This window comes from Rhizobium sp. 10N427 (genome assembly GCF_056394605.1).
On record NZ_JBFTID010000001.1, the window covers coordinates 530,312 to 550,455 of the forward strand.

The 20,144-nt window shown below is 61.3% G+C and carries 23 protein-coding genes; 14 read left to right on the forward strand and 9 right to left on the reverse strand.

What is annotated here, in order from left to right; all coding sequences use genetic code 11:
* Window positions 1–38: 38 nt before the first annotated feature.
* Genes AC1DIJ_RS02250 through AC1DIJ_RS02265 form a run of 4 tightly spaced genes read left to right on the forward strand, consistent with a single transcriptional unit; the run spans window position 39 to window position 4,099 of the window.
* Window positions 39–1,370, forward strand: coding sequence for an ABC transporter substrate-binding protein (locus AC1DIJ_RS02250; RefSeq protein WP_112388702.1), 1,332 nt, complete (start codon window positions 39–41; stop codon window positions 1,368–1,370).
* Window positions 1,370–2,308, forward strand: coding sequence for a carbohydrate ABC transporter permease (locus AC1DIJ_RS02255; protein ID WP_112388703.1), 939 nt, complete (start codon window positions 1,370–1,372; stop codon window positions 2,306–2,308). The genes AC1DIJ_RS02250 and AC1DIJ_RS02255 overlap by 1 nt, the downstream gene beginning before the upstream one ends.
* The gene (locus AC1DIJ_RS02260) at window positions 2,308–3,129 is read left to right on the forward strand and encodes a carbohydrate ABC transporter permease (protein ID WP_162698697.1); all 822 of its coding nucleotides are present in this window, start codon (window positions 2,308–2,310) and stop codon (window positions 3,127–3,129) included. The genes AC1DIJ_RS02255 and AC1DIJ_RS02260 overlap by 1 nt, the downstream gene beginning before the upstream one ends.
* 22 nt (window positions 3,130–3,151) lie before the next feature.
* Complete coding sequence (locus AC1DIJ_RS02265) at window positions 3,152–4,099, forward strand: sugar kinase (RefSeq protein WP_477831166.1); 948 nt, start codon at window positions 3,152–3,154, stop codon at window positions 4,097–4,099.
* A 4-nt stretch (window positions 4,100–4,103) separates the two neighbouring features.
* Here AC1DIJ_RS02265 and AC1DIJ_RS02270 read toward each other — a convergent pair whose 3' ends face one another.
* The 5 genes from AC1DIJ_RS02270 to AC1DIJ_RS02290 form a co-directional block, all read right to left on the reverse strand.
* Window positions 4,104–4,748: a CDP-alcohol phosphatidyltransferase family protein gene (locus tag AC1DIJ_RS02270; protein ID WP_112388705.1), complete on the reverse strand. Its 645-nt coding sequence runs from the start codon at window positions 4,746–4,748 to the stop codon at window positions 4,104–4,106.
* Entirely contained in the window at window positions 4,745–5,137 is a 393-nt protein-coding gene (locus tag AC1DIJ_RS02275; RefSeq protein WP_477831167.1) for a hypothetical protein, read from the reverse strand. Before AC1DIJ_RS02275 ends, AC1DIJ_RS02270 begins: the two co-directional genes overlap by 4 nt.
* A complete protein-coding gene (locus tag AC1DIJ_RS02280; RefSeq protein WP_112388706.1) occupies window positions 5,134–6,084 on the reverse strand; it encodes a phosphatidate cytidylyltransferase in 951 nt (316 codons plus the stop codon). The genes AC1DIJ_RS02275 and AC1DIJ_RS02280 overlap by 4 nt, the downstream gene beginning before the upstream one ends.
* A complete protein-coding gene (locus AC1DIJ_RS02285) occupies window positions 6,081–6,725 on the reverse strand; it encodes a lysophospholipid acyltransferase family protein (RefSeq protein WP_112389036.1) in 645 nt (214 codons plus the stop codon). Before AC1DIJ_RS02285 ends, AC1DIJ_RS02280 begins: the two co-directional genes overlap by 4 nt.
* A gap of 108 nt (window positions 6,726–6,833) precedes the next feature.
* Window positions 6,834–8,135 (reverse strand): hemolysin family protein, encoded by a 1,302-nt coding sequence (locus AC1DIJ_RS02290; RefSeq protein ID WP_112388707.1) that lies wholly within the window; start codon window positions 8,133–8,135, stop codon window positions 6,834–6,836.
* 249 nt (window positions 8,136–8,384) lie between these two features.
* Between AC1DIJ_RS02290 and AC1DIJ_RS02295 the strand changes: the two genes are divergently transcribed.
* The 3 genes from AC1DIJ_RS02295 to AC1DIJ_RS02305 all read left to right on the forward strand — a co-directional run bounded on the left by AC1DIJ_RS02295 (window position 8,385) and on the right by AC1DIJ_RS02305 (window position 10,192).
* On the forward strand, window positions 8,385–8,588 hold the full coding sequence (locus tag AC1DIJ_RS02295; RefSeq protein ID WP_112388708.1) for a hypothetical protein: 204 nt from the start codon (window positions 8,385–8,387) through the stop codon (window positions 8,586–8,588).
* A gap of 109 nt (window positions 8,589–8,697) precedes the next feature.
* Window positions 8,698–9,477: a nucleotidyltransferase family protein gene (locus AC1DIJ_RS02300; protein WP_112389037.1), complete on the forward strand. Its 780-nt coding sequence runs from the start codon at window positions 8,698–8,700 to the stop codon at window positions 9,475–9,477.
* The gene (locus AC1DIJ_RS02305; protein WP_112388709.1) at window positions 9,470–10,192 is read left to right on the forward strand and encodes a metallophosphoesterase family protein; all 723 of its coding nucleotides are present in this window, start codon (window positions 9,470–9,472) and stop codon (window positions 10,190–10,192) included. Before AC1DIJ_RS02300 ends, AC1DIJ_RS02305 begins: the two co-directional genes overlap by 8 nt.
* Window positions 10,193–10,194: 2 nt before the next feature.
* On the opposite strand, the gene AC1DIJ_RS02310 is transcribed toward AC1DIJ_RS02305, so the two are convergent.
* Together AC1DIJ_RS02310 and AC1DIJ_RS02315 are read right to left on the reverse strand one after the other, a co-directional pair.
* Window positions 10,195–10,464, reverse strand: a complete 270-nt coding sequence (locus AC1DIJ_RS02310) for a DUF2934 domain-containing protein (RefSeq protein WP_112388710.1) — start codon at window positions 10,462–10,464, stop codon at window positions 10,195–10,197.
* A gap of 143 nt (window positions 10,465–10,607) precedes the next feature.
* Complete coding sequence (locus AC1DIJ_RS02315; RefSeq protein ID WP_112388711.1) at window positions 10,608–11,006, reverse strand: VOC family protein; 399 nt, start codon at window positions 11,004–11,006, stop codon at window positions 10,608–10,610.
* A gap of 234 nt (window positions 11,007–11,240) precedes the next feature.
* Here AC1DIJ_RS02315 and AC1DIJ_RS02320 point away from each other — a divergent pair, with 234 nt between their 5' ends.
* The gene (locus AC1DIJ_RS02320) at window positions 11,241–12,398 is read left to right on the forward strand and encodes a fumarylacetoacetate hydrolase family protein (RefSeq protein WP_112388712.1); all 1,158 of its coding nucleotides are present in this window, start codon (window positions 11,241–11,243) and stop codon (window positions 12,396–12,398) included.
* 43 nt (window positions 12,399–12,441) lie between these two features.
* Window positions 12,442–12,603 (forward strand): hypothetical protein, encoded by a 162-nt coding sequence (locus tag AC1DIJ_RS02325; protein ID WP_310290753.1) that lies wholly within the window; start codon window positions 12,442–12,444, stop codon window positions 12,601–12,603.
* 27 nt (window positions 12,604–12,630) lie between these two features.
* Here the strand turns inward: AC1DIJ_RS02325 and AC1DIJ_RS02330 are convergent, their stop codons facing one another.
* Window positions 12,631–14,799 carry a TonB-dependent siderophore receptor gene (locus AC1DIJ_RS02330; protein ID WP_112388713.1) on the reverse strand — a complete coding sequence of 723 codons (2,169 nt, stop codon included), beginning with the start codon at window positions 14,797–14,799 and terminating at the stop codon, window positions 12,631–12,633.
* A 140-nt stretch (window positions 14,800–14,939) separates the two neighbouring features.
* On the opposite strand from AC1DIJ_RS02330, the gene AC1DIJ_RS02335 reads away from it, so the two are divergent.
* Together AC1DIJ_RS02335 and AC1DIJ_RS02340 are read left to right on the forward strand one after the other, a co-directional pair.
* Window positions 14,940–15,890 carry a LysR substrate-binding domain-containing protein gene (locus AC1DIJ_RS02335; protein WP_112388714.1) on the forward strand — a complete coding sequence of 317 codons (951 nt, stop codon included), beginning with the start codon at window positions 14,940–14,942 and terminating at the stop codon, window positions 15,888–15,890.
* A 76-nt stretch (window positions 15,891–15,966) separates the two neighbouring features.
* Window positions 15,967–16,431: a hypothetical protein gene (locus AC1DIJ_RS02340; protein WP_477831168.1), complete on the forward strand. Its 465-nt coding sequence runs from the start codon at window positions 15,967–15,969 to the stop codon at window positions 16,429–16,431.
* An 11-nt stretch (window positions 16,432–16,442) separates the two neighbouring features.
* Here AC1DIJ_RS02340 and AC1DIJ_RS02345 read toward each other — a convergent pair whose 3' ends face one another.
* Complete coding sequence (locus AC1DIJ_RS02345) at window positions 16,443–17,012, reverse strand: XRE family transcriptional regulator (protein ID WP_112388715.1); 570 nt, start codon at window positions 17,010–17,012, stop codon at window positions 16,443–16,445.
* 123 nt (window positions 17,013–17,135) lie between these two features.
* Here AC1DIJ_RS02345 and AC1DIJ_RS02350 point away from each other — a divergent pair, with 123 nt between their 5' ends.
* The 3 genes from AC1DIJ_RS02350 (at window position 17,136) to AC1DIJ_RS02360 (ending at window position 20,102) form a co-directional block, all read left to right on the forward strand.
* Window positions 17,136–18,080: an ornithine cyclodeaminase family protein gene (locus AC1DIJ_RS02350; protein ID WP_112388716.1), complete on the forward strand. Its 945-nt coding sequence runs from the start codon at window positions 17,136–17,138 to the stop codon at window positions 18,078–18,080.
* Between the two features lie 27 nt (window positions 18,081–18,107).
* Window positions 18,108–19,241, forward strand: coding sequence for an aminotransferase (locus AC1DIJ_RS02355; protein WP_112388717.1), 1,134 nt, complete (start codon window positions 18,108–18,110; stop codon window positions 19,239–19,241).
* A gap of 81 nt (window positions 19,242–19,322) precedes the next feature.
* Complete coding sequence (locus AC1DIJ_RS02360) at window positions 19,323–20,102, forward strand: transporter substrate-binding domain-containing protein (RefSeq protein WP_112388718.1); 780 nt, start codon at window positions 19,323–19,325, stop codon at window positions 20,100–20,102.
* Window positions 20,103–20,144 lie beyond the last annotated feature (42 nt).

Below are 20,144 nucleotides of genomic sequence, written 5' to 3' on the forward strand. Positions count from 1 at the left end.
GAGGAGATCGCAGGGCACAAAGGAGGAGGAGTAACAGCATGGCATCTTCATTCATCAATCCCACCCGCCGCAGCTTTCTGGCGGGATCTGCCGCAGTCGGCGCGGCCGGCATCCTGGGCGTCAAGCCGGCCTCGGCGGCGGTCGACTGGAAGCGCTTCGCGGGAACGACGCTCGAGGTCAACCTAGTCAAGAGCCCGCGCAGCGAAACGATCCTCAAATACCTCAGCGAATTCGAGACACTGACCGGCATCAAGGTCAATGCCGAGGCGACGCCCGAACAGCAGCAACGCCAGAAGACCACCATCGAACTCAGCTCCGGCAAGCCGAGCTTTGACGTCGTGCACCTCAGCTACCATGTCCAGAAGCGCCAGTTCGAAAAGGGCGGCTGGCTGGCCGATATCAGCGGCTTCCTCAATGATCCCTCGCTTACCGACCCATCGCTGGTGGAAAGCGATTTTGCCGAGGCCGGCATGACCTTCGCCAAGGATTCCGAGGGTAAGCTGCGCTCGCTTCCCTTCTCGGTCGACTACTGGATCGTCTACTGGAACAAGGAACTTTTCGAGAAGAAGGGCCTATCCTACCCGGCGACCTTCGAGGAGATGGTCAGCGCTGCCGAGGCCCTGACCGACAAGAGCAGCAACACTTATGGTTTCGTCGCCCGCGGCCTGAAGAATGCCAACGTACCGGTCTGGACGACGCTGATGCTGGGCTACGGCACGACGCCGCTCGGCCCGGACGGCAAGCTGCGGACGACCTCCGATGATGCCGTGGCTGCCGCCAAGATGTACCAGCAGCTGATGACGAACGCAGCGCCGGTCGGCGTCTCGGGCTTCAACTGGGCCGAAGCGCAGTCTGCCTTCCTGCAGGGCAAGATCGGCATGTGGCTCGATGGCGTCGGCTTCGCACCGCCGATCGAAAACCCGGAAAAGTCCCGCGTCGTCGGCAAGGTCGGCTATGGCGTCATGCCGAAAGGCCCGAAGGCGCAGGCAGCGGCGACGACGGGAGACGGCATCGGTGTTGTTGCCGCAAGCAAGAACAAGGAAGCCGCCTACCTCTTCTGCCAGTGGGTGATCTCCAAGGAAATGGGTGCCCGCCTGCTCCAGGCTGGTGCCGGCGTTCCGTTTCGCAACTCCGTGCTCGAGGATCCGAAGGTTCGCGAAGGCGTCAAGATGCCGAGCGCCTGGGTCGATGCCGTTGCAGGCTCCGCCAAGGTTTCGCAGCTCGCCCTGCCGGTCATCATTCCGGTCACGGAGTTCCGCGACATCTATGGCGTCGGCCTCACCAACATGATCGGCGGCGCCGATCCGGCGGCCGAGCTGAAGACGGCAACCGCTCAGTTCGAACCGGTCCTGGCACGAAGCGAGGGATAATGGCATCCGTGAGCATGGAAACCGCGCGGAGCGGACGTGACGCAAAAGCGAGGAGCAAGCCGAACAGGCTTGCTCCGAACTATTGGCCCTTCGTGATCCCGGCACTGATCGTTATTGCCGCGGTCATCGTCTTTCCGTGGGTTTTCACGCTGTGGATGAGCGTGAATAGCTGGACACTTGGCCAGGCCGTCGTCTTTGCCGGCCTGGACAATTATATCCGGCTGTTCACCGACTTCCGTTTCTGGGAGTCGCTCTGGCACACGGCTGTTTACACGCTGCTTGCCGTCGTCGCCCCCCTGTTCTTCGGAACACTGGCCGCACTGATCTTCGACGCGCAATTTCCGCTCCGAGGCCTGCTGCGCGGCATTTTCGTCATGCCGATGATGGCGACGCCTGTTGCCATTGCGCTCGTCTGGACCATGATGTTCCATCCGCAGCTCGGTGTGCTCAATTATCTTCTGTCGCTCGCTGGCATCGGCCCGCAGGAATGGATCTACAACCAGAAGAGCGTCATTCCTTCGCTGGTGCTGGTCGAGACCTGGCAGTGGACGCCGCTGATCATGCTGATCGTGCTTGGTGGTCTGGCCGCCGTGCCGCGCGAACCATATGAAAGTGCCGAGATCGACGGCGCCAATGTCTGGCAGAAATTCCGCTATCTGACGCTTCCGATGATTGCGCCCTTCCTGATGATCGGCGTCATCATCCGCTCGATCGACGCCGTCAAGAGCTTCGACATCATCTATGCGATGACGCAGGGTGGGCCCGGCACGGCGTCGGAGACGATCAACATCTATCTCTACAACACCGCCTTCTCCTACTACGACATCGGATACGCTTCGGCGATGGCCGTGATCTTCTTCGTCATCATCGTCGTCCTGTCCTTCGTTTTGATGATGGTCCGTCAGCGCGCCAACTGGTCGGATACGGAGACACGATGATGAAGCGCAAGACGCTCGACCGCATCGGCCTTTTCTTCGTCGCCCTGGTGATGGTCTCGCCGGTCATCCTGTTCTTCCTCTGGATGATCTCGCTATCGCTGAAATACGAAATCGACAACGGCGCCTATCCGCCGATCCTGATCCCGGAACGCTTCGCCTGGTCGAACTATCTCCAGGTGTTTCAGGAAAACAATTTCTTCCTATATTTCTGGAATTCGATCCTGGTCACCGGCGGCGCGACATTGCTGGCCCTTCTGATCGGCGTACCCGCCGGCTACGGCATCGCCCGGCTGAAGGCGGAGCGCTCGGCGATGGTGATCATGATCGCCCGCATGACGCCGGGTCTTTCCTTCCTCATCCCACTGTTCCTGTTGTTTCAATGGCTGAACCTGCTCGGGACGCTCTGGCCGCAGATCATCATCCATCTCGTGGTCACCGTGCCGATCGTTGTCTGGATCATGATCGGCTATTTCGAGACGACGCCAAAGGAGCTGGAGGAGGCAGCCAGCATCGATGGCGCGACGGCCTGGCAGGTGTTCCGCCTGGTGGCGCTGCCGATCGCCAGGCCCGGCATCGTCGTCGCCTTCATCCTGTCCGTGATCTTCTCGTGGAACAACTTCGTCTTCGGTATCGTGCTCGCAAGCCGCGAAACGAGAACGCTGCCGGTTGCGGTCTATAACATGCTGTCCTTCGAGCAGGTGAGCTGGGGGCCGCTGGCCGCTGCCGCGCTGATCGTCACCTTGCCGGTGCTGGTGCTGACGATGTTTGCGCAGAGACAGATCGTTGCCGGATTGACCTCAGGCGCGGTCAAGGGTGGCTAGGCAGGACAATTCAACCAAACGAGTGACCGCAGCCTTGAACCTGTCATCTCCTCCATCCACCGGCCGCCGCCATGTGCTTTGCGTTGGCGCAGCCGTGCTCGACACGCTGTTCAGGGTGCGATCGATCCCGGAAAAGCCGGGCAAGGTGCTTCCCTACGAAATGCTGCAGGTTGCCGAGGGTATGGCCTCGAGCGCCGCCTATGCGATTGTCAGGCTGGGCGGCATGGCAAGCCTCTGGGYCGCCACCGGCGATGACCCCGCCGGGCATCAGATCATCTCCGATCTGCAGCAGGCAGGCATAGACGTGGAAGGGATGACGCTCGTACCGGGCGCACGCTCAGCAGTCTCAAGTATTCTCATCGACGATGATGGCGAGCGGCTCATCGTTCCCTTCTACGACAAGCAGCTGCACGACGTAGTGCGGGATGTGACGCCCGCCGATCTCTCAATCTTCGATGCGGTTATGGTGGATGTGCGTTGGCCCGGGCTGGCCAAAAAGGTACTGCAGGCAGCCCGCCAGGCTGGCAAACCCGCCATCTTCGACGGCGACGTCGCGCCTGCAGAGACACTGGATATGCTGGCGAAAGAGGGCGATCATCTGCTTTTTTCGGAACCCGCCGCGCGTCTGCTCTGCGCATGCGACGACCCTGCTGCAATGGTGCCGATCCTTCGCGAGCGCTATCCGAATGCCCTGGTCGCCGTGACTGCAGGAGAACGCGGCTGCTATTGGTGGAACCGGCAGGAAGACGCCGTCGCTCATGTTCCAGCCTTTCGGGTGAAGGCCGTCGATACGCTGGCGGCGGGCGATGTTTTCCACGGAAGCTATGCCCTGGCGATTGCCGAGGGCGCCGGACCCGAAGATGCAATCCGGCTGGGTTCGGCTGCCGCCGCGCTCAAATGCACGGTCTTCGGCGGTCGCCTCGGCGCACCTGATCGCGCTGCCGTCATGGCCTTGCTGTCAAAGGACTGACGCGTCAGCCGCCGCGCTTCATTGCCTGAACGAGGTTGCGGCCGCGCCGCAACGCGGTGATGGCCGCGCCGACGGCCACGATCCAGAGCGCGGCACACAGAACATCGTTGTGCAGGCCGAGCAGTGGTTCGAAGACCGACAGGACGGCTGCCGCCGTGACGGTTGCCATGCGGTGCTGCTTGGCCATCGGGCCAGAGAAATCGGCGCCTTGCCCGCAGGCACGGCCAAGCTCGCGGACATAGGCGGTGAGAACCGCAAAGGCGGCCGCCGCCCAGCCAAGGCCGGCAAAGCCGATGCCGAGGCCGACACCCGCGAAAATCAGGATATCGGCGGCGCGATCCGGAAACTCGTTCCAGAAGGGGCCATCGGCCGCAGCCTTGCCGCCCTCGACCGCGACCATGCCGTCGAACAGATTGCAAAGCAGACGAAGCTGGCAGGACAGTGCTGCGAGGAGCAGGAAGACGATCCGCTGGGTGCCGGTATCCTGTCCCGCGAAATAGAAGAACAGTCCGGCCAGCGCCGCGGCCGCAATGCTCGCCTGCGAGATCTGGTTCGGCGTGACTGACTTTTGCGCCAGCCAGCGGGCGATCGCCTGCGCCCACCGTGTATTGCGGCTCGTCAGCGGACGGCGGTCTCCGGCCTCGGTCACGGCGCAGTTCTCCCTCTTGAGATCGAATAATTGTAGATCGCCGCATAGCTGGTGGAAACGGCAAGCGGCACGGCGATGGTCTTCAGGATTTCGGGCGTGCCGCTCAGCATATGGAAGGCGACGAGGATGGTCGCCGACCCCAGGCAAGCAATCAGCGGCGGCGCGACGAGACGGACGCCACCGGAAAACAGGTTGGACAGCGCCTCGACCGCCCGTTTCAGAAACAGCGTCAGACAGGCAGAGAGCGTGCCCTGCACGGCGCCCGCCATCAGCATGGCTGGCAGCGGATAGGGACGGTTGGCGAAAAGCGCCCAGCCTCCCATGGCGAGAAAGGCAAAGGCTACATGCACGGCGCTGCTTCGGCCAAGCCGCGCGACGAGGCCGCTCATGTCAGCGACCACCAGTAACGAACGAGATGGAAGAAGATCGGCGCCGAGAAGACGACGGAATCGAGCCGGTCGATCAGGCCACCGTGGCCCTCGATGATGTGGCCCCAATCCTTGACGCCGCGGTCGCGCTTGATCGCCGACATGACGAGCCCGCCGAAGAAGCCCATCAGGGTGATGATGAGCGCCAGGAGGCCCGCCTGGAAGGGCGTGAACGGGGTGATCCACCAGAGCGAAGCACCGATCAGCGTGGCGCTGGCAATGCCGCCGATGAAGCCTTCGACAGTCTTTGAGGGCGAGAGTTTCGGAGCAATCTTGGTGCGGCCGAAGAGCTTGCCCCAGACATATTGCAGCACGTCGGACAGCTGCACGACGATGACGAGGAAGGCGATCAGCAGGACGTTGCGGCCCTCATATCCGGGGATCGTCAGTGTCAGCAGCGCCGGCACGTGCGAGGCGCAGAAGACGCAGATCATCAGCGCCCATTGGACTTCGGCGATTCGGATCAGGAAGCGCTCGGTATCGCCGCGCAACACCGAAATAATCGGCATCAGCAGGAAAGCGTAAACAGGCACGAAGATCGAATAGATGCCGTATTCCTCGGCCCAGAGCAGATAATACTGGATCGGCAGAACGACGAAGAAGGCCGAGGCGAGCGCCCAGTGATCGGCCCGCTTGGTATTGGTCAGTGTGATGAATTCGCGCAGCGCCGCAAAGGAGCAAAAGGCGAAGAGAATGATGACCCCTGCCCGCCCGGCCAGAAAGGCGATGCCGATGAAGATCACCATGATCCACCAGGCCTTGATGCGGGCGTTCAGGTTTTCGATGGCGCTGTTGGAACCGTCGGGCGACAGCTTCCGGTGCAGCACATAGCCGATGGCGGATGCCAGGATCAGCACACCGAAAATGCCGAGAACCAGGGTGATCAGATCGTGTTGCGCCCCGTTCATTCGCCAGCTCCGGCCGTTTTCGGCGACAGCGCCAGCATCGCGGCGCGCAGACGCTCAAGAAAATCTTCCTTCGTCTCGCCTCTCTCCAGCTGCATCGGGCTGCCGAACGTCACGGTGCAGATCAGCGGTATCGGCACGATTTCTCCCTTCGGCATGACGCGGTTCAGATTGTTGATCCAGACAGGCACGAAATCGATATCCGGCCGCGCTTCGGCCAGATGAAAGATGCCGCTCTTGAACGGCAGCAACGGCTCTTCTGTCTGATTTCGCGTGCCCTCGGGGAAGACGATCAGCGACGAGCCGCTGTCGATGGCGTCGGCCATCTGCGCAATCGGATCCTGCGTCCGGTTCTCGCGGTCCCGCTGGATCAGCACCGAATTGAAGACATCGCGGCCGATGAAGGTACTGAGCCTGGATTTCAGCCAATATTCGGCACCGGCCACCGGCCGTGTTTCGGCGCGCATTCTGGGCGGCAGCACCGCCCAGACGAGAATGAAATCGCCATGGCTGGAGTGATTGGCAAAATAGACGCAGCGCCGCGGCGGCAGGCCTTCGCCCGACCAGATGGCACGCACCGCGGTGATGGCGCGCGCAAACAGCACGATCGCCACCGCGGCAGGCTTTGCAATCAATGTCCGCATGTCCTGCATCAAGGCTTCCTGCATTCAGGGTTGCAGGAACCTAGCTGCCTTTTGCGCAGACGGGAAGCAGCGCCGTAAGCCGGGTAAGATTTCCACAGGCGGCCGGCATCACGCCGACCGTGCTTCTCCCTCATCGGCCTCGGCCGACACGAGAATCTTATCGACGCGGCGGCCATCGAGATCGACGACCTCGAAGCGCCAGCCATTCTTGACGAAGCTCTCACCGAGCTCCGGCAGGTGCTTCAGCTCTTCGAGAATGAGACCGGCGACAGTCTGGAACTCGATGTCGTCGTCGAGCTTGAAGCTCATGAACTCGGCGAATTCGTCGATCGGCGTCCAGCCGGATACCAGATAGGAGCCATCGGTGCGGCGAACGATTGCCTGTTCTTCCGAAGGACCTTCCAGCAACGCGCCCATGATCGCTTCCATGATGTCGCCGGACGAGATGACGCCTTCGAAATGGCCATACTCGTCATAGACGAGAACCATGTGAACGGGCGATTTGCGGATCGCCTGGATCGCATGCGTTGCGGTCGATAGATCCGAAATGACCGGAACTTCATGGGCCAGCGCCTGGATATCGGCATGGCCGTTGGCATTCATGGCGTCGTAATAGTCCTTGACGAACAGGACACCAAAGACTTCGTCGGAGCTGCCGCGGCGAACCGGCAGACGCGAGCGGCGCGTCGCATGCAGCAGGGTGCGGATCTCTTCCGGGGTATCATCGACATCGACGACCTCGACATCGCGGCGCGGCGTCATCAGGGCGCGGGCCGTGCGGTCGGCAAGGCGCATGACGCCCGAAATCATCGCCGATTCTTCGCTTTCGATCACGCCGGCGCTCTGCGCTTCGGCGAGGACCGTCTTGATCTCTTCGTCGGTCACGCCGTCGCTGACCTTGCCGGACTGGCCAAGCAGCTTCAGCACCAGCTTGCCCGATGCATCGAGCAGCCAGACGAGCGGCAGCGCAAATTTGGAGAGCACGACCATCGCAGGCGCCACCTTGGCTGCAACCGCTTCCGGTTCGCGCAGCGCAATCTGCTTCGGCACGAGCTCGCCGACGATCAGCGACAGGTAGGTGATGGCGACGACCACGGTGCCAACGCCGAGCGCATCCGACAGCGCCGGGCCAACGCCCTGCTCCGACAGCCACTGCGTCAGGCGTCCGCCGAGCGTGGCGCCGGAAAAGGCGCCCGAGAGCACGCCGACCAGCGTGATGCCGATCTGCACGGTGGACAGGAAGCGTCCGGGATTTTCGGCAAGTCTGATGGCCTGGGTGGCCCCCAGGCTGCCGTGATCGGCGAGAACTTTAAGACGGGCGGGGCGGGAAGAAACGACAGCAAGTTCGGACATGGCGAGCACACCGTTCAGAACGGTAAGCAGGACCACGATAGTGATTTCGACTAACAAAAGGAGCCTATGATATCGACAAGGATGTCCCAAGATAAGGGTAAAGCGCTGACATTGAAAGCAAACGATCCGTTGAATGGCGGATATTTTTTCGTGACCGGAGCGTCTCCATACCGATATCTGGCATGTTTCGGAACGCCGCAGGCCATCGTCTCCGCGGCACAACCAAAACCTTCACGTTTCCGAAAAGCGGAACTTTTAAGCGTTCTATCGGTTCTTCATGCTCAACGAGCCTGGGGAGAATACCTTATGACACAGATCCGAGAAACCGAGCGCCGTGGCCGTACTTTGCGCGGCCGCCCGTATAGCCTTCCGGAATTTGCCAAGAAATACGGCCTCGAAGACGATCAGGCTGAAGACCTCTTCGTGCGCTTCGGCCCCTCCTCGATCGAACTCGATCTGCTGATGGCTGCGAAGCGCCGTCCGCCTGTGCGTCTCGAACAGGTAATGTAATCGATCCCGACCCGACCATGCGGCTTGCGAACGGCAGTCTCTGACGAAGGAATGGACGATGAACGCCACGACCGCAGCCAGCAAGAAAACCAAGCCGAATGCCGCGATGATGAAAGCGCGGGCGGTTCCGCAGCTGATCGACCCGGATGCGGAACCGTTCGTCGCCGAAGCCGTGCGTGAGCTTGTCGATTGCAAGATCCCGTTTCTGGTCGCCGGTACCTATGCTGTCTGCGCCTACACCGGCATCCAGCGGCAGACGAAGGATTTCGACATCTTCTGCAAGGCCGGTGACTACGGCCGCATCCTTGGGCATTTCAAAGACAAGGGTTACGCCGTCGAAGTCGAGGATGAGCGCTGGCTCGGCAAGGTCTTCAAGGGCAAGCATTTCTTCGATGTCATTTTTGCGTCGTCCAACGGCACGATGCCTGTCGGCGACGACTGGTTCAAGGATGCGCGTCAGGTGGAGATGTGCGGTTGTCCGGTCTGGATCATCAGCCCGACAGAGCTGCTTTGGTCGAAATTCTTCGTACAGCTGCGCCACCGCTATGACGGCGCAGATATTGCCAATGTGATCCTGCGCGCCCACGACAAGATCGATTGGCGCAAGCTGCTCGGCTATATGGAAGTGCACTGGGAAGTGCTGCTGATTGCGATCCTGAACTTCCGGTGGATCTACCCAACCGAGCGCGACAAGATCCCGCAATGGCTGATCGACGAGCTGCTGGAGCGCCTTGCGGCCCAGCGCGAGCTGCCGCTGCCGCAGATGCGCATCTGCCGCGGACGGATGTATTCGCGCGTCGATTTCGAGATCGACGTCAAGGAATGGGGTTTTGCCGATGTGGGCGGCGAGGGACAGCCGCGCGGCGAATGGGAGGAAGCCGATGGCTGAGACGAGAAGGAAGATCCGCGTCGCCGCCGTCGCCGACCTGCATGTGAAGGAAGACGGCGCCAAATCCTACAAGGAGCTTTTTGCCGAGGTCTCCGGTGTTGCCGATGTTCTCGTCATGGCAGGAGACCTCACCGATCTCGGCAAGCCCAAGGAAGCTGAGCTTCTCGCTGCCGATCTGCGCAGCTGCACGGTTCCCGTCGTTGCCGTTCTCGGCAACCATGACCACGAGAGCGGGTCTGTCGAGGACGTGACCCAGATCCTGACCGATGCCGGGGTGAAACTGCTGAACGGCCAGGCGGCGGAGATAGCGGGCGTCGGCTTCGTCGGCGTCAAAGGTTTTGCCGGCGGCTTCGGCCGGCATATGCTCGGCTCCTTCGGCGAGAACGCCATCAAGGCGATGGTCGCCGAAAGCGTCGAGGAATCGATGCGGCTTGAAAATGCCATGCGCCAGGTGCGCGCCGACAGATCGATGGTGATCCTCCACTATGCGCCGATCGCCGAGACCGTCGTCGGCGAGCCGCTGGAGATCTACCCGTTTCTCGGATCTTCGCGTCTGGCGGAAACCATCGACCGCTTCAAGGTCAATGCGGTCGTCCACGGCCATGCCCATCGCGGCACATACGAGGGCCGCACACCTGGCGGAGCGCCGGTCTATAATGTTGCCGCCCATATCGAAAAACCGACCGGCAAGACCTATGCGCTGCTGGAGCTGTAAATCTAGGCGCGTTTGCCGATCTTCCGGACCGGCTTCTGTTCCGGCCGGACGACACGAAACGCGTCGTTTTCAGCAGCCCGCATCAGGCGGCCGGTGCGGCGCAACATGTCGATCAGCTCACTGCCGTCGGTCGATGCGCGCGTTCGTTCGAGCTGCTCGTATTCCGCCATCGCCTGCTGCCAGTGAGCACCGCCCCGATCGTGCGGGCGGCCCTCTTCCTCCCAGATGGCATAGGCACGCTGATTGATCCAATCGTCCTTCGTACGGCTCATGATATGTCCAACTGAAATAAGCAAAATAATCTCCGGGAAGACTGCCAGAGCGGGCTTACAGAGTCGTTACTTGCGCGGACGAAATTTGAGCGGATTTACTTGCACTATCAGCAGCAAGATCAGGCCGAAAGAATGTGCGTGTTCTACTCCTTGCGCTCGGCAAGCTCGATGATGATGCCGTCGGGGTCGCGCAAGAAGGCGATCTTGTGCAGCACCTCGGAATTGAAGGCGAGACGCGGCCGCTCCTTCACCTCGACGCCGGCGGCTTCAAGCTTTGCGAAAGTCTCGTCGACGCTGTCGAACAGGAAGGTCAGATGGCGCATACCCGCGGTGCCGTCAGGCACATCCGCGGCTCTGGCTGCGCCGCCTGGCGGCGCGACGATCTCCAGCATGCCGCCGCCTGCATCCAGAAATACGAGATCGGAGCCATCCGGCTGCTTTTTCCGAAGATGAAGTCTGAGGCCTAGCAGGCTACAGTAGAAATCGACGGTGCGATCCATGTCGCTGACCGTCATGCCGACGTGTTCGAAGGATTTCAGCATTGCAGGCGGGGCCTCCTCTCCCCGGCAGGCGGATGAAAAATCGCTGCCGAACCTACGCCTCTGCAACCGGGCCGCAAGTCCGAAATCTAGCCTTCAACGAAACGTGCAGTCAGTTTTTCCGGTGATCAGCCTTGCCCGCGCTGGCCGAATATGATCGATTTCCGGCGCTGCTGGAGGGCGGCAATTTTCCGCAATTTCCATGAGCAATCGCTCATCAGCATTGGAGGGGTTACCATGTCCCAGCTTCTCGACGCCGCTTCCGCAAACGGCCTCTTCGTCGGCCGCATCTGGAACCTTGAGGCCGGTGGCCCGTCGATCGTGACGATCCGCGACGGGCAGCTCATCGATATCACTTCCAAAGACGTGCCGACGCTGAGCGCGCTGCTGGAACTGGCCGATCCTGCAGGTTTCGTCCGCGCGGCCGCCGGGACGCCTGCCGGGACGCTGGAGGCAATCGCCGCAAACAGCACCGGCGCTCCGGATACGAGCAAGCCCTATCTGCTGGCGCCTGCCGATCTTCAGGCGATCAAGGCCTGCGGCGTCACTTTCGCCCAGTCGATGATCGAGCGCGTCATCGAGGAGAAGGCGGCCGGCAACCCTGACCGCGCCGCTTCGATCCGCGATCGCGTTGGCGCGCTGATCGGCGGCAGCCTTGCGAATATCAAGGCGGGCTCGCCCGAGGCCGCCAAGGTCAAGCAGGCGCTGATCGATGAAGGCATGTGGTCACAATATCTCGAAGTCGGCATTGGTCCCGATGCCGAGGTGTTCACCAAGGCACCGGTTCTGTCGTCGGTCGGCTGGGGCGCCGATGTCGGTTTGCACCCGATCTCCACCTGGAACAATCCGGAGCCCGAGATCGTGCTGGCGGTCAACAGCCGCGCCGAGATCAAAGGCGCGACACTCGGCAACGACGTCAACCTGCGCGATGTCGAGGGCCGCTCGGCGCTGCTGCTCGGCAAGGCGAAGGACAACAACGCATCCTGCTCGATCGGCCCTTTCATCCGCCTGTTCGACGACAGTTACACAATCGACGACATGCGCAAGGCCGAGCTTGACCTCAAGGTAACAGGCGAGGACGGCTTCGTTCTGCACGGCAAGAGCTCGATGTCGAAGATCAGCCGCGATCCGACTGATCTCGTCAAGCAGACCTGCGGCGCGCACCACCAGTATCCCGATGGCTTCATGCTGTTTCTCGGAACCCTCTTTGCCCCGACCCAGGACCGCGACGCCAAGAACCAGGGCTTCACCCACAAGCTCGGCGATGTGGTGGAGATCTCTTCGGCCGGGCTTGGAACACTTAGCAACACCGTGCGCCTGTCGACGCAATGCCCGCCCTGGACATTCGGCATCTCGGCCCTCTTCAAAAGTCTCGCAAGGCGCGGCTTGTTGTGAGCGGCAATTGTGCTTGGCGCCGCAATCGGGTTAGAAGAGCAGCATGAACGACAACGTCATCAAGTTTAAGAAACCGAACAAGCCGAAGCCGCCGCGCCAGATCAATCCGGCGCTGCGCAAGCTCATCGTGGTCCTGACCATCCTGGTGCTCTTTGCGGCCGCCTGGGGCTATTTCAACTTCTTCGGCGGCCAGCCAACGCCGTAAGCGTGCGGGCGCGGCTTCGCCGTTTCCTCACCAGTTGAAGGTCAGCTTGCCCATCACCGTCCGGCCATCGCCATAGGTGCAGCCAAACGAGCTGCAGCTGGCGATATATTCCTTGTCAGCCAGATTTCGAAGGTTAAGCGAGGCGGTGACGCCTTCTTTCTTGTAGGTGAGTGCCGCATCGAAGAGGGTGACTCCGTCGAGGTCGTAGGTGTGCAGGACTGCGGGGGTACCGTAGCTTGCATATCCATAGCGCTGGCCTACATAGCGAACACCCGCGCCGATGCCGACGCCTTCAAGCGGGGAGCCTTCTGCAAAGCTGTAATCCATCCAGATGCTGGCGGCATGCTCCGGAACACCGTCCAGTGGGAGGCGGTTCGTCAGCATTCCGGGGGCGATCGTGTCTGTATCCGTATAGGTGTAGGCCGCTCGGAGATTGAGGCCATCCGCCAAGCTCGTCACTCCTTCGAGCTCGACGCCTTTGGCATGAACTTCACCGATCTGACTGGTGACGCCGCCAACCGTCTGCAGGACATTTTGCTGACGCAGATCGTAGACCGCCGCAGAGAAAAATCCGTCCCAGCCTTCGGGCTGATACTTCACGCCGATTTCGACCTGCTTGCCTTCCGTGGGACGGACATCGGAAAAGGTTGACGTGGGCGCAACCGGCTCAAACGAAGTGCTGTAGCTGACATATGGTGCGATACCATTGTCGAAGACATAGCCCAGCCCGACGCGTCCCGTCAGCTTTTGGTCATCGCGATCGAGAGATCTGACCGCCCGCGTTGCAGGCAGGAAATTCGTCGTGGTGCCATCCGTACTTGCCCAATCCTGTCTCAGGCCAAATGTCGCCCGCCAATTGTTGTAGGCCATCTCGTCCTGAACATAGATACCGACTTGACTGAGGTCCGTGTCCACCAGCGTGTCCGTCGTACGGGACAGCAGGCTGATCGGTCCACCATAAGTGGGATTCAGGATATCGAGCGGCGTTGCCCGGAAGAACCGGGTGCGCGCATTGTTGCTGAAATAGCGATAGTCCAAGCCGATCAGAAGCTTGTGCTCCAGATCACCGGTCTCGAACTCTCCCAGCAGACTATTGTCCACATTGAAAGTGTTAAGCAGTTCGTCCTGGAAAGTCGCATTGCGCAGGATTGAGTGACCATCGGCGCCCACACCCGGACCATAGGCTACGTTCGCGACGGTCGTTGACATCCCCAGCGCCTGATAATCCCAATCGAAATTCGAGTAGCGGACATTCTGGCGGAAGGTCCAGGTGTCGTTCAGCTTGTGCTCGAACTCATAGCCGAGATTGGTCAGCGTCCGGTTGGAATGGTCGAAGCTCTTGTCGCCGACATAGAAGTCCGGGCTGAGCGTGTTGGCAAACAGCGCAGGCACGCCCGACGGCGTGCTCGGATTGTCGTGCTGCACGCTGGTCAGGATCGTCAGCTTGGTGTCTTCATCGGGCTGCCAGGTGACGGCAGGGGCGATGAAATAACGGTCGTTGTCGAGCTGATCGACCTGGGCGCTCGCGGTTCTTGCCAGGCCAGTTACACGGTAGGCGAAATCCGACGCGTCGCTGACCGGGCCGCCGGCATCGAAATAGGTGCCATAGGTATCGTAGCTGCCGATCTGCAGGCCCACCTCGCCAAAGCGGTCGAAGGTCGGCCGCTTGCTGATCAGGTTGATGATGCCGCCCGGATTGCCCTGGCCGAACATCACGGAGGCCGGGCCGCGCAGCACTTCGATACGCTCGAGCTGATAGGGATCGATCGCCGGCGCGCCTGCCGTCCGCATCAGTCTCAGGCCGTTCAGATATTGCGACTGACGGCCATCGAACCCACGGATGCGCGGCGCATCGAAACGCGGATCGGACCCGCCCGGCTGGCTGACGACACCGGGCATGTAGTCGAGAGCCTGGCTTACGGTTTCGGCATCCTGCGCCTTCAGCTGGTCCGCGGTGATGACGGAGATCGACTGCTGGGTTTCGAGAATCGGCGTTCCGGTCTTGGTCGCCGTCGAACTCGTCCTTGCAACGAAACCCTTCACCGGCGCATTCGGGTCCTGCTTCGCCCGGCCCTGGACGGTGATCGGCGCGAGCTCGGTCACGGTCTGCGCATCCTGCGCGACCGCGGCTGCCGGAAGGAGCGCTGCCCCGCAAACGGTGGACAGCAGGACAAGCGATAGATTCTTCACGCGCACGGCAACCTCATGGAGACGAGGACGGGACGACCCGCCTAAAACTTGACAATTTCAGTCACGTTACTAGACGCTTTCGTTTTTTTGATCCAATAAGGCAATGAGCGTTTTTCATAAGCGCTGGTTCTGAAAACAGGTGGCAATTGGCGAATAGCTCCGCGCTCGAGCTCAGGCATCTCCGATATTTCGTTGCGCTTGCCGAAGAGCAGAATTTCGAGCGTGCGGCGGCCCGGCTGGGTATTGCCCAGCCCGGCCTCAGCCAGCAGATCATCAAGCTCGAAGCCCTGCTCGGCGTAGCCCTGCTCGATCGCAGCCGCCGCGCGGTGCGGCTGACGCGGCCGGGACTTGAGCTCGCCGAACAGGGCCGCCGCGTTCTCGGTCAGGCGGAGAACGCGATTGACGCCGTTCACCGCGCCGCGCGCGGCGATCTGGAGCGGGTCTCGGTCGGCTATGTCGCCTCGGCTGCCTATTCCGGCGTGCTCGGCGATGCGCTTTCGAAGTTCAAGGCCGCGAGCCCCGGTGTCGAATTCCAGCTGATCGAGATCGAGATGCGCCAGCAACTCGAAAAGATCGCCGACAAGACGCTCGATCTCGGCTTCATCCGGCCACCGATCTCGCTTCCGCCGGGTTTGGCAGCCGAAGTCGCGGTGCGCGAAGATTTCGTCGTGGCCCTGCCTGCCGGCCATCGACACGCGAGTGCCGCATCCGTTTCCCTGAAATCACTCTCCCCGGAAGTGTTCATCACGCCGCGCCAACCTGCCGATACCGGCTTTCACCGCAACACGATCGCCGCCTGCCGCGAAGCCGGTTTCGAGCCTCACATCAACAGTTCCGGCCGGGATTTCATAACGATCGCCAGCATGGTCGTGCTCGGCGTCGGCGTTGCGCTGGTGCCGCGCTCGTTCCAATGCGTCCAGCTTCCGGGCATTACCTACACCAGGCTGAAAGGATGCTCGGTGACATCGGATCTGGCGATCGCCTACCGCAAGGTCGAGCCATCGCCGGTCATCAAGGGCTTCATCGCCCATTTCAAGAAAAACCTGGTACGCGATCAGGACGGTCTTCGCGATGACGTTGCCGACGAGAGCTTCTGATTGCCGCCGCCTAGTCTTGTTGACAAAGTTCATTTTCGCCGGGAAGCTTTCACGCTCCATAAGGCTGGAGGATACTTTGACGCTGCCGTCAGCAATTTTTGAGACGTATCGCTCCACGCTTGTCTCACAGCCCTTGTCTGCGCTTTGGCGGGGGCATGGCTCTGCTATTTTTCTGGAGTTTGGCCGCTTATCGCCAAAGGTGAAACGAGATGGGTCTGCTGCCAATCCACAGGGCGACTATACGGTCATAATCGAGTGGAGTTGGCGAATTGAGAACGAGGAGTCCATCCTGTGCGGAAGCTGGAGCGATGAAGATAATTGGAAGGAGATATTTCAGACGCTGATCGGACAGACGGTTCAAGACATCTCGATCTACGGACGGCTTCCAGAACTATCGATTTCTTTCGCCAATGGACTTTACGTTGCTTCCTTTATGACCGCCGAGGGGCAACCTGCTTGGGGCATCATCGACCGTTCGCCGCAACACCAAAAATGCAGATGCTTGGGCGTTCGCGATGGCGTCATCGTCGAAGAATTCTAGCCGGTGAGGGTCTATGACACCACGTTGCGGATGAACTTCACGATCCCGGTCTGCCGGTTCGCGTAGGAATAGTCCTGGGCCGAGCTGTAAATCGCAAAAGTCCCTGCCGGGTAGTCCTTCTCGGCGCCGCCGACGGTAAGAGTCAGCACGCCTTCGGTGACGAAGATCATTTCGTGCCAGCCCTGCGGGTCCGGTTCCGCGTCATAGCGCTCGCCGCCTTCGAGCGACCAGAGCCACATCTGTGTCTCGTGGGCCGCAGGCGCAGTGCCGAGCAGAACGCCGGCGCTTGCCGGGCCGTTTCCGCGCCAGGTCACCTCGTTGATATCGGCAGAGGAGCTGCGGTCGGGATCACGCACCAGATCGACGAACCCGACGCCCATTGCCGCCGCCAGCTTGTCGAGGCTGGAGAGACTGATATTCGCATCACCGGCTTCGACGGCGACGATCATCCGCCTGCTGATCCCCGATGCTTCAGCCAGCGCCACCTGGCTCATGCCGGAGGCCTGACGATGCCTGCGAAGATTGCCGGAAACATGCGCTACGACATCGCGACGCACTTGACTGTGCAATATATTGCTCATAGGCTCCTTTTACTCTTGATGGGCAGACTATTCAACAGCGATTTCAGCCGTGCGTGGGGCACCTACGCGGGAACGGATGTTTGCGCGCGGCCGTCTGCCCCGCATTTAAAGGCGAGGTCATTCATGTCGCAACAGCCAATCGTTCTCCACGAAGCCGATATCACCGCTCTTCTTCCGAAAGTGGACGTCCGCTCGGTGCTGGAGCGCATGTTCCGCTCGCTGGCAGATGGCGATGCCGTTCAGCCGCCGCAGACGCTCAGCCTTTTCCCGCGCGATGCCGGCGACTTCATCACCTATCTCGGCGTGCTCTCGGGCGAGAAGGTCTTCGGCGCCAAGCTTTCCCCCTACATCCCCGGCGACGGCAAGGCGCTGGTCACGGCCTGGACGCTGCTGATGTCGATGGAAACGGGCACGCCGGTACTGCTCTGCGATTCCAAGAAGCTGACCACCGAGCGCACCGCGGCGACATCGGTCATCGCCGCCGATGTCCTGGCGCCTTCAGATGCGTCGGTGCTCACCATCGTCGGCTCCGGCCCGGTGGCGCTTGCCCATCTACGCTATGCGGAAACGATCCGCGCCTGGAAAGAGGTGCGCATCGCATCACCGAACGTCGCCAGCCGCAAGGACATTCCTGCGACGATCGCCAGTGGCGTTGCGGTCAGCCAATACGCCGATGCCAATGCCGCCGTAGCGGGCGCCGACGTGGTGCTGCTTTGCACTTCCTCGGGCAAGCCCGTCATAGACGTTAAGTCGCTGTCGAAATCGGCCGTCGTGACCTCGATCAGCACCAATGCCGCCAATGCCCACGAGGTCGATCCCGCGGCCCTACAGGGCTTCGACGTCTATTGCGATTACCGCGCGACGACACCGGCATCAGCAGGCGAAATGAAACTGGCTGCCGCCGCCGGACAATGGAGTGCTGACGCGCTTTGCGGCGACCTGCCCGAACTGCTGGCTGGCAGAGCCAAGGCTCCGAGCTGCGAACGCCCGGCCTTCTTCCGCTCGATCGGCCTTGGCCTCGAAGACGTTGCGGCCGCCGTCGCCCTGCTCGCCGCCGCCCGCGCCTAAGACACAAGCAATAGCCAGGAGAATGACATGAAGATCCGCAATTTCGGCGTCGAGATTTGGATGAACAAATACGAGAACGTCTGCGAGCTGAACCTCGCCGAGACCTGCGTCGAATCGCTGACCGTCGGCGAATTGCTCGACATGGCAGGCAAGACGGATATCGCCGCCGAATTGCTGCCGCTGAAGCTCACCTATGGCGAGATCGAAGGCAGCGTGCGGCTGCGCAACCTGGTTGCCGGCCTCTACGAGCGCCAGAAGCTCGAGAATACCGTAATCACCCACGGCGCGATAGGCGCCAACGCACTCGTTCACCTGACCCTCGTCGAAAAGGGCGATCGCGTCATCTCCGTGCTGCCGACCTACCAGCAGCACTACTCGATCCCCGAGAGCATCGGCGCCGACATCCAGATCCTAAAGCTCACCGAAAAGACCGGCTTCCTGCCCGATCTCGAAGAGCTGAAGAAGCTGGCGACCCCGGGCACCAAGCTGATCGCCATCAACAACCCGAACAACCCGACCGGTTCGCTGATGGACCGCGCCTATCTCGAAAAGATCGTCGAGATTGCCCGTGCTTGCGGCGCCTGGATCCTCTGCGACGAAGTCTATCGCGGCACGGATCAGGAAGGCGCAGACGGCATGACCGCCTCGATCGCCGATCTCTACGAAAAGGGCATCAGCACCGGCAGCATGTCGAAGACCTATTCGCTGGCCGGATTGCGTCTCGGCTGGATTGCCGGTCCGGAAGATTTGATACATGCGGTTTCCGTTCATCGCGACTACAACACGATCAGCGTCGGCCGCCTCGACGACCACTTTGCGGCGATCGCGCTCGAAAATCGCGACAAGATCCTGAAGCGTAGCCATCATATCACCCGCAGCGGTCTCTCCATCCTCTCGGACTGGGTCGATGCCGAGCCGCTGATTTCCTGGATCAAGCCGAAATCCGGCACCACGGCCCTGCTGAAATACGATCTGCCGATCTCCTCCGAGGACTTCTGCCTTCGCCTTCTCGAACAGAAGGGCGTCATGCTGACGCCGGGCAGCGCCATGGACATGGAGGGCTACCTGCGCATCGGCTACACGAATGGCGAAGCGGTACTCCACGAGGGCCTGAAGCGCATTTCGCAATTCCTGAAGGAGGCCGCCGTTTCGGCCGCCTGATCTCCTCGAAAACCCAAGAATTCCAGCCGCCCGGTTGCGGGCGGCGGATTGAGTCCGTTTCCAAACAAAAGGGGAATTTCCATGAAACGACTTTTGACAGTGCTCTCGCTTTCGCTTCTCGCGGGCACCGCCTTTGCCGACGAGCTTCGCATCGGCACCAGCGCCGATTACCCGCCGTGGGAATCGGTCGATGCCAGCGGCAACATCATCGGCTTCGACAAGGATGTCGGTGACGAGATCTGCAAGCGCATCGCCGCCACCTGCAACTGGCAGAACCAGGCCTATGACGGCCTGCTGCCGGGTCTTCAGGTCGGCAAGTTCGACCTCGTCATCTCGGGCGTGTCGATCAACGACGAACGCTCGCAGAAGGTCGATTTCTCGGCCGCCTATGCCGACGCTCCGAACGCGATCGTCACCGCGCCAGGCAGCGATGCAGCCTCGGCCAAGTCTGCCGCCGATCTCACCAAGGCCCTCGCCAAGGCTTCGATCGGCGTTCAGTCCGGCTCGACCCACGAGCAGGTGATCCGCGCCCATTTCCCGGATGCCGACGTACGGGTCTACGACCGTCCCGACCAAGTTGCCGACGACCTCGTCGCTGGCCGCATCGATGCCGGCCTGATGGAGCGTTCCGCCTGGGAGCCGCTCATCAAGGATCGCGGCGCCGACAAGCTCGCCTATGCAGGTCCGCTGCTGACCAGCGCCGACTTTGCCGAATTCGGCAAGGGCCAGGGCGTTGCCATGGGCAAGGGCAAGGCCGAGCTGAAGACCAAGGTCGACGGCGCCGTCGAAGCGATGCTGAAGGACGGTACGGTCAAGACCATTTCCGAGAAGTGGTTCGGCTACGACGCCTCCAAGAAATAATGGCATGCGGGAGGCGGCATGCCCGCCTCCCCTTCCAGGAGA

Coding starts and splice junctions, on each gene's coding strand:
- AC1DIJ_RS02250 (WP_112388702.1), top strand. CDS start 39: ATGGCATCTTCATTCATCAATCCCACCCGCCGCAGCTTTCTGGCGGGA.
- AC1DIJ_RS02255 (WP_112388703.1), top strand. CDS start 1,370: ATGGCATCCGTGAGCATGGAAACCGCGCGGAGCGGACGTGACGCAAAA.
- AC1DIJ_RS02260 (WP_162698697.1), top strand. CDS start 2,308: ATGAAGCGCAAGACGCTCGACCGCATCGGCCTTTTCTTCGTCGCCCTG.
- AC1DIJ_RS02275 (WP_477831167.1), bottom strand. CDS start 5,137: ATGAGCGGCCTCGTCGCGCGGCTTGGCCGAAGCAGCGCCGTGCATGTA.
- AC1DIJ_RS02280 (WP_112388706.1), bottom strand. CDS start 6,084: ATGAACGGGGCGCAACACGATCTGATCACCCTGGTTCTCGGCATTTTC.
- AC1DIJ_RS02285 (WP_112389036.1), bottom strand. CDS start 6,725: ATGCGGACATTGATTGCAAAGCCTGCCGCGGTGGCGATCGTGCTGTTT.
- AC1DIJ_RS02295 (WP_112388708.1), top strand. CDS start 8,385: ATGACACAGATCCGAGAAACCGAGCGCCGTGGCCGTACTTTGCGCGGC.
- AC1DIJ_RS02300 (WP_112389037.1), top strand. CDS start 8,698: ATGAAAGCGCGGGCGGTTCCGCAGCTGATCGACCCGGATGCGGAACCG.
- AC1DIJ_RS02305 (WP_112388709.1), top strand. CDS start 9,470: ATGGCTGAGACGAGAAGGAAGATCCGCGTCGCCGCCGTCGCCGACCTG.
- AC1DIJ_RS02310 (WP_112388710.1), bottom strand. CDS start 10,464: ATGAGCCGTACGAAGGACGATTGGATCAATCAGCGTGCCTATGCCATC.
- AC1DIJ_RS02315 (WP_112388711.1), bottom strand. CDS start 11,006: ATGCTGAAATCCTTCGAACACGTCGGCATGACGGTCAGCGACATGGAT.
- AC1DIJ_RS02320 (WP_112388712.1), top strand. CDS start 11,241: ATGTCCCAGCTTCTCGACGCCGCTTCCGCAAACGGCCTCTTCGTCGGC.
- AC1DIJ_RS02325 (WP_310290753.1), top strand. CDS start 12,442: ATGAACGACAACGTCATCAAGTTTAAGAAACCGAACAAGCCGAAGCCG.
- AC1DIJ_RS02345 (WP_112388715.1), bottom strand. CDS start 17,012: ATGAGCAATATATTGCACAGTCAAGTGCGTCGCGATGTCGTAGCGCAT.
- AC1DIJ_RS02350 (WP_112388716.1), top strand. CDS start 17,136: ATGTCGCAACAGCCAATCGTTCTCCACGAAGCCGATATCACCGCTCTT.
- AC1DIJ_RS02355 (WP_112388717.1), top strand. CDS start 18,108: ATGAAGATCCGCAATTTCGGCGTCGAGATTTGGATGAACAAATACGAG.
- AC1DIJ_RS02360 (WP_112388718.1), top strand. CDS start 19,323: ATGAAACGACTTTTGACAGTGCTCTCGCTTTCGCTTCTCGCGGGCACC.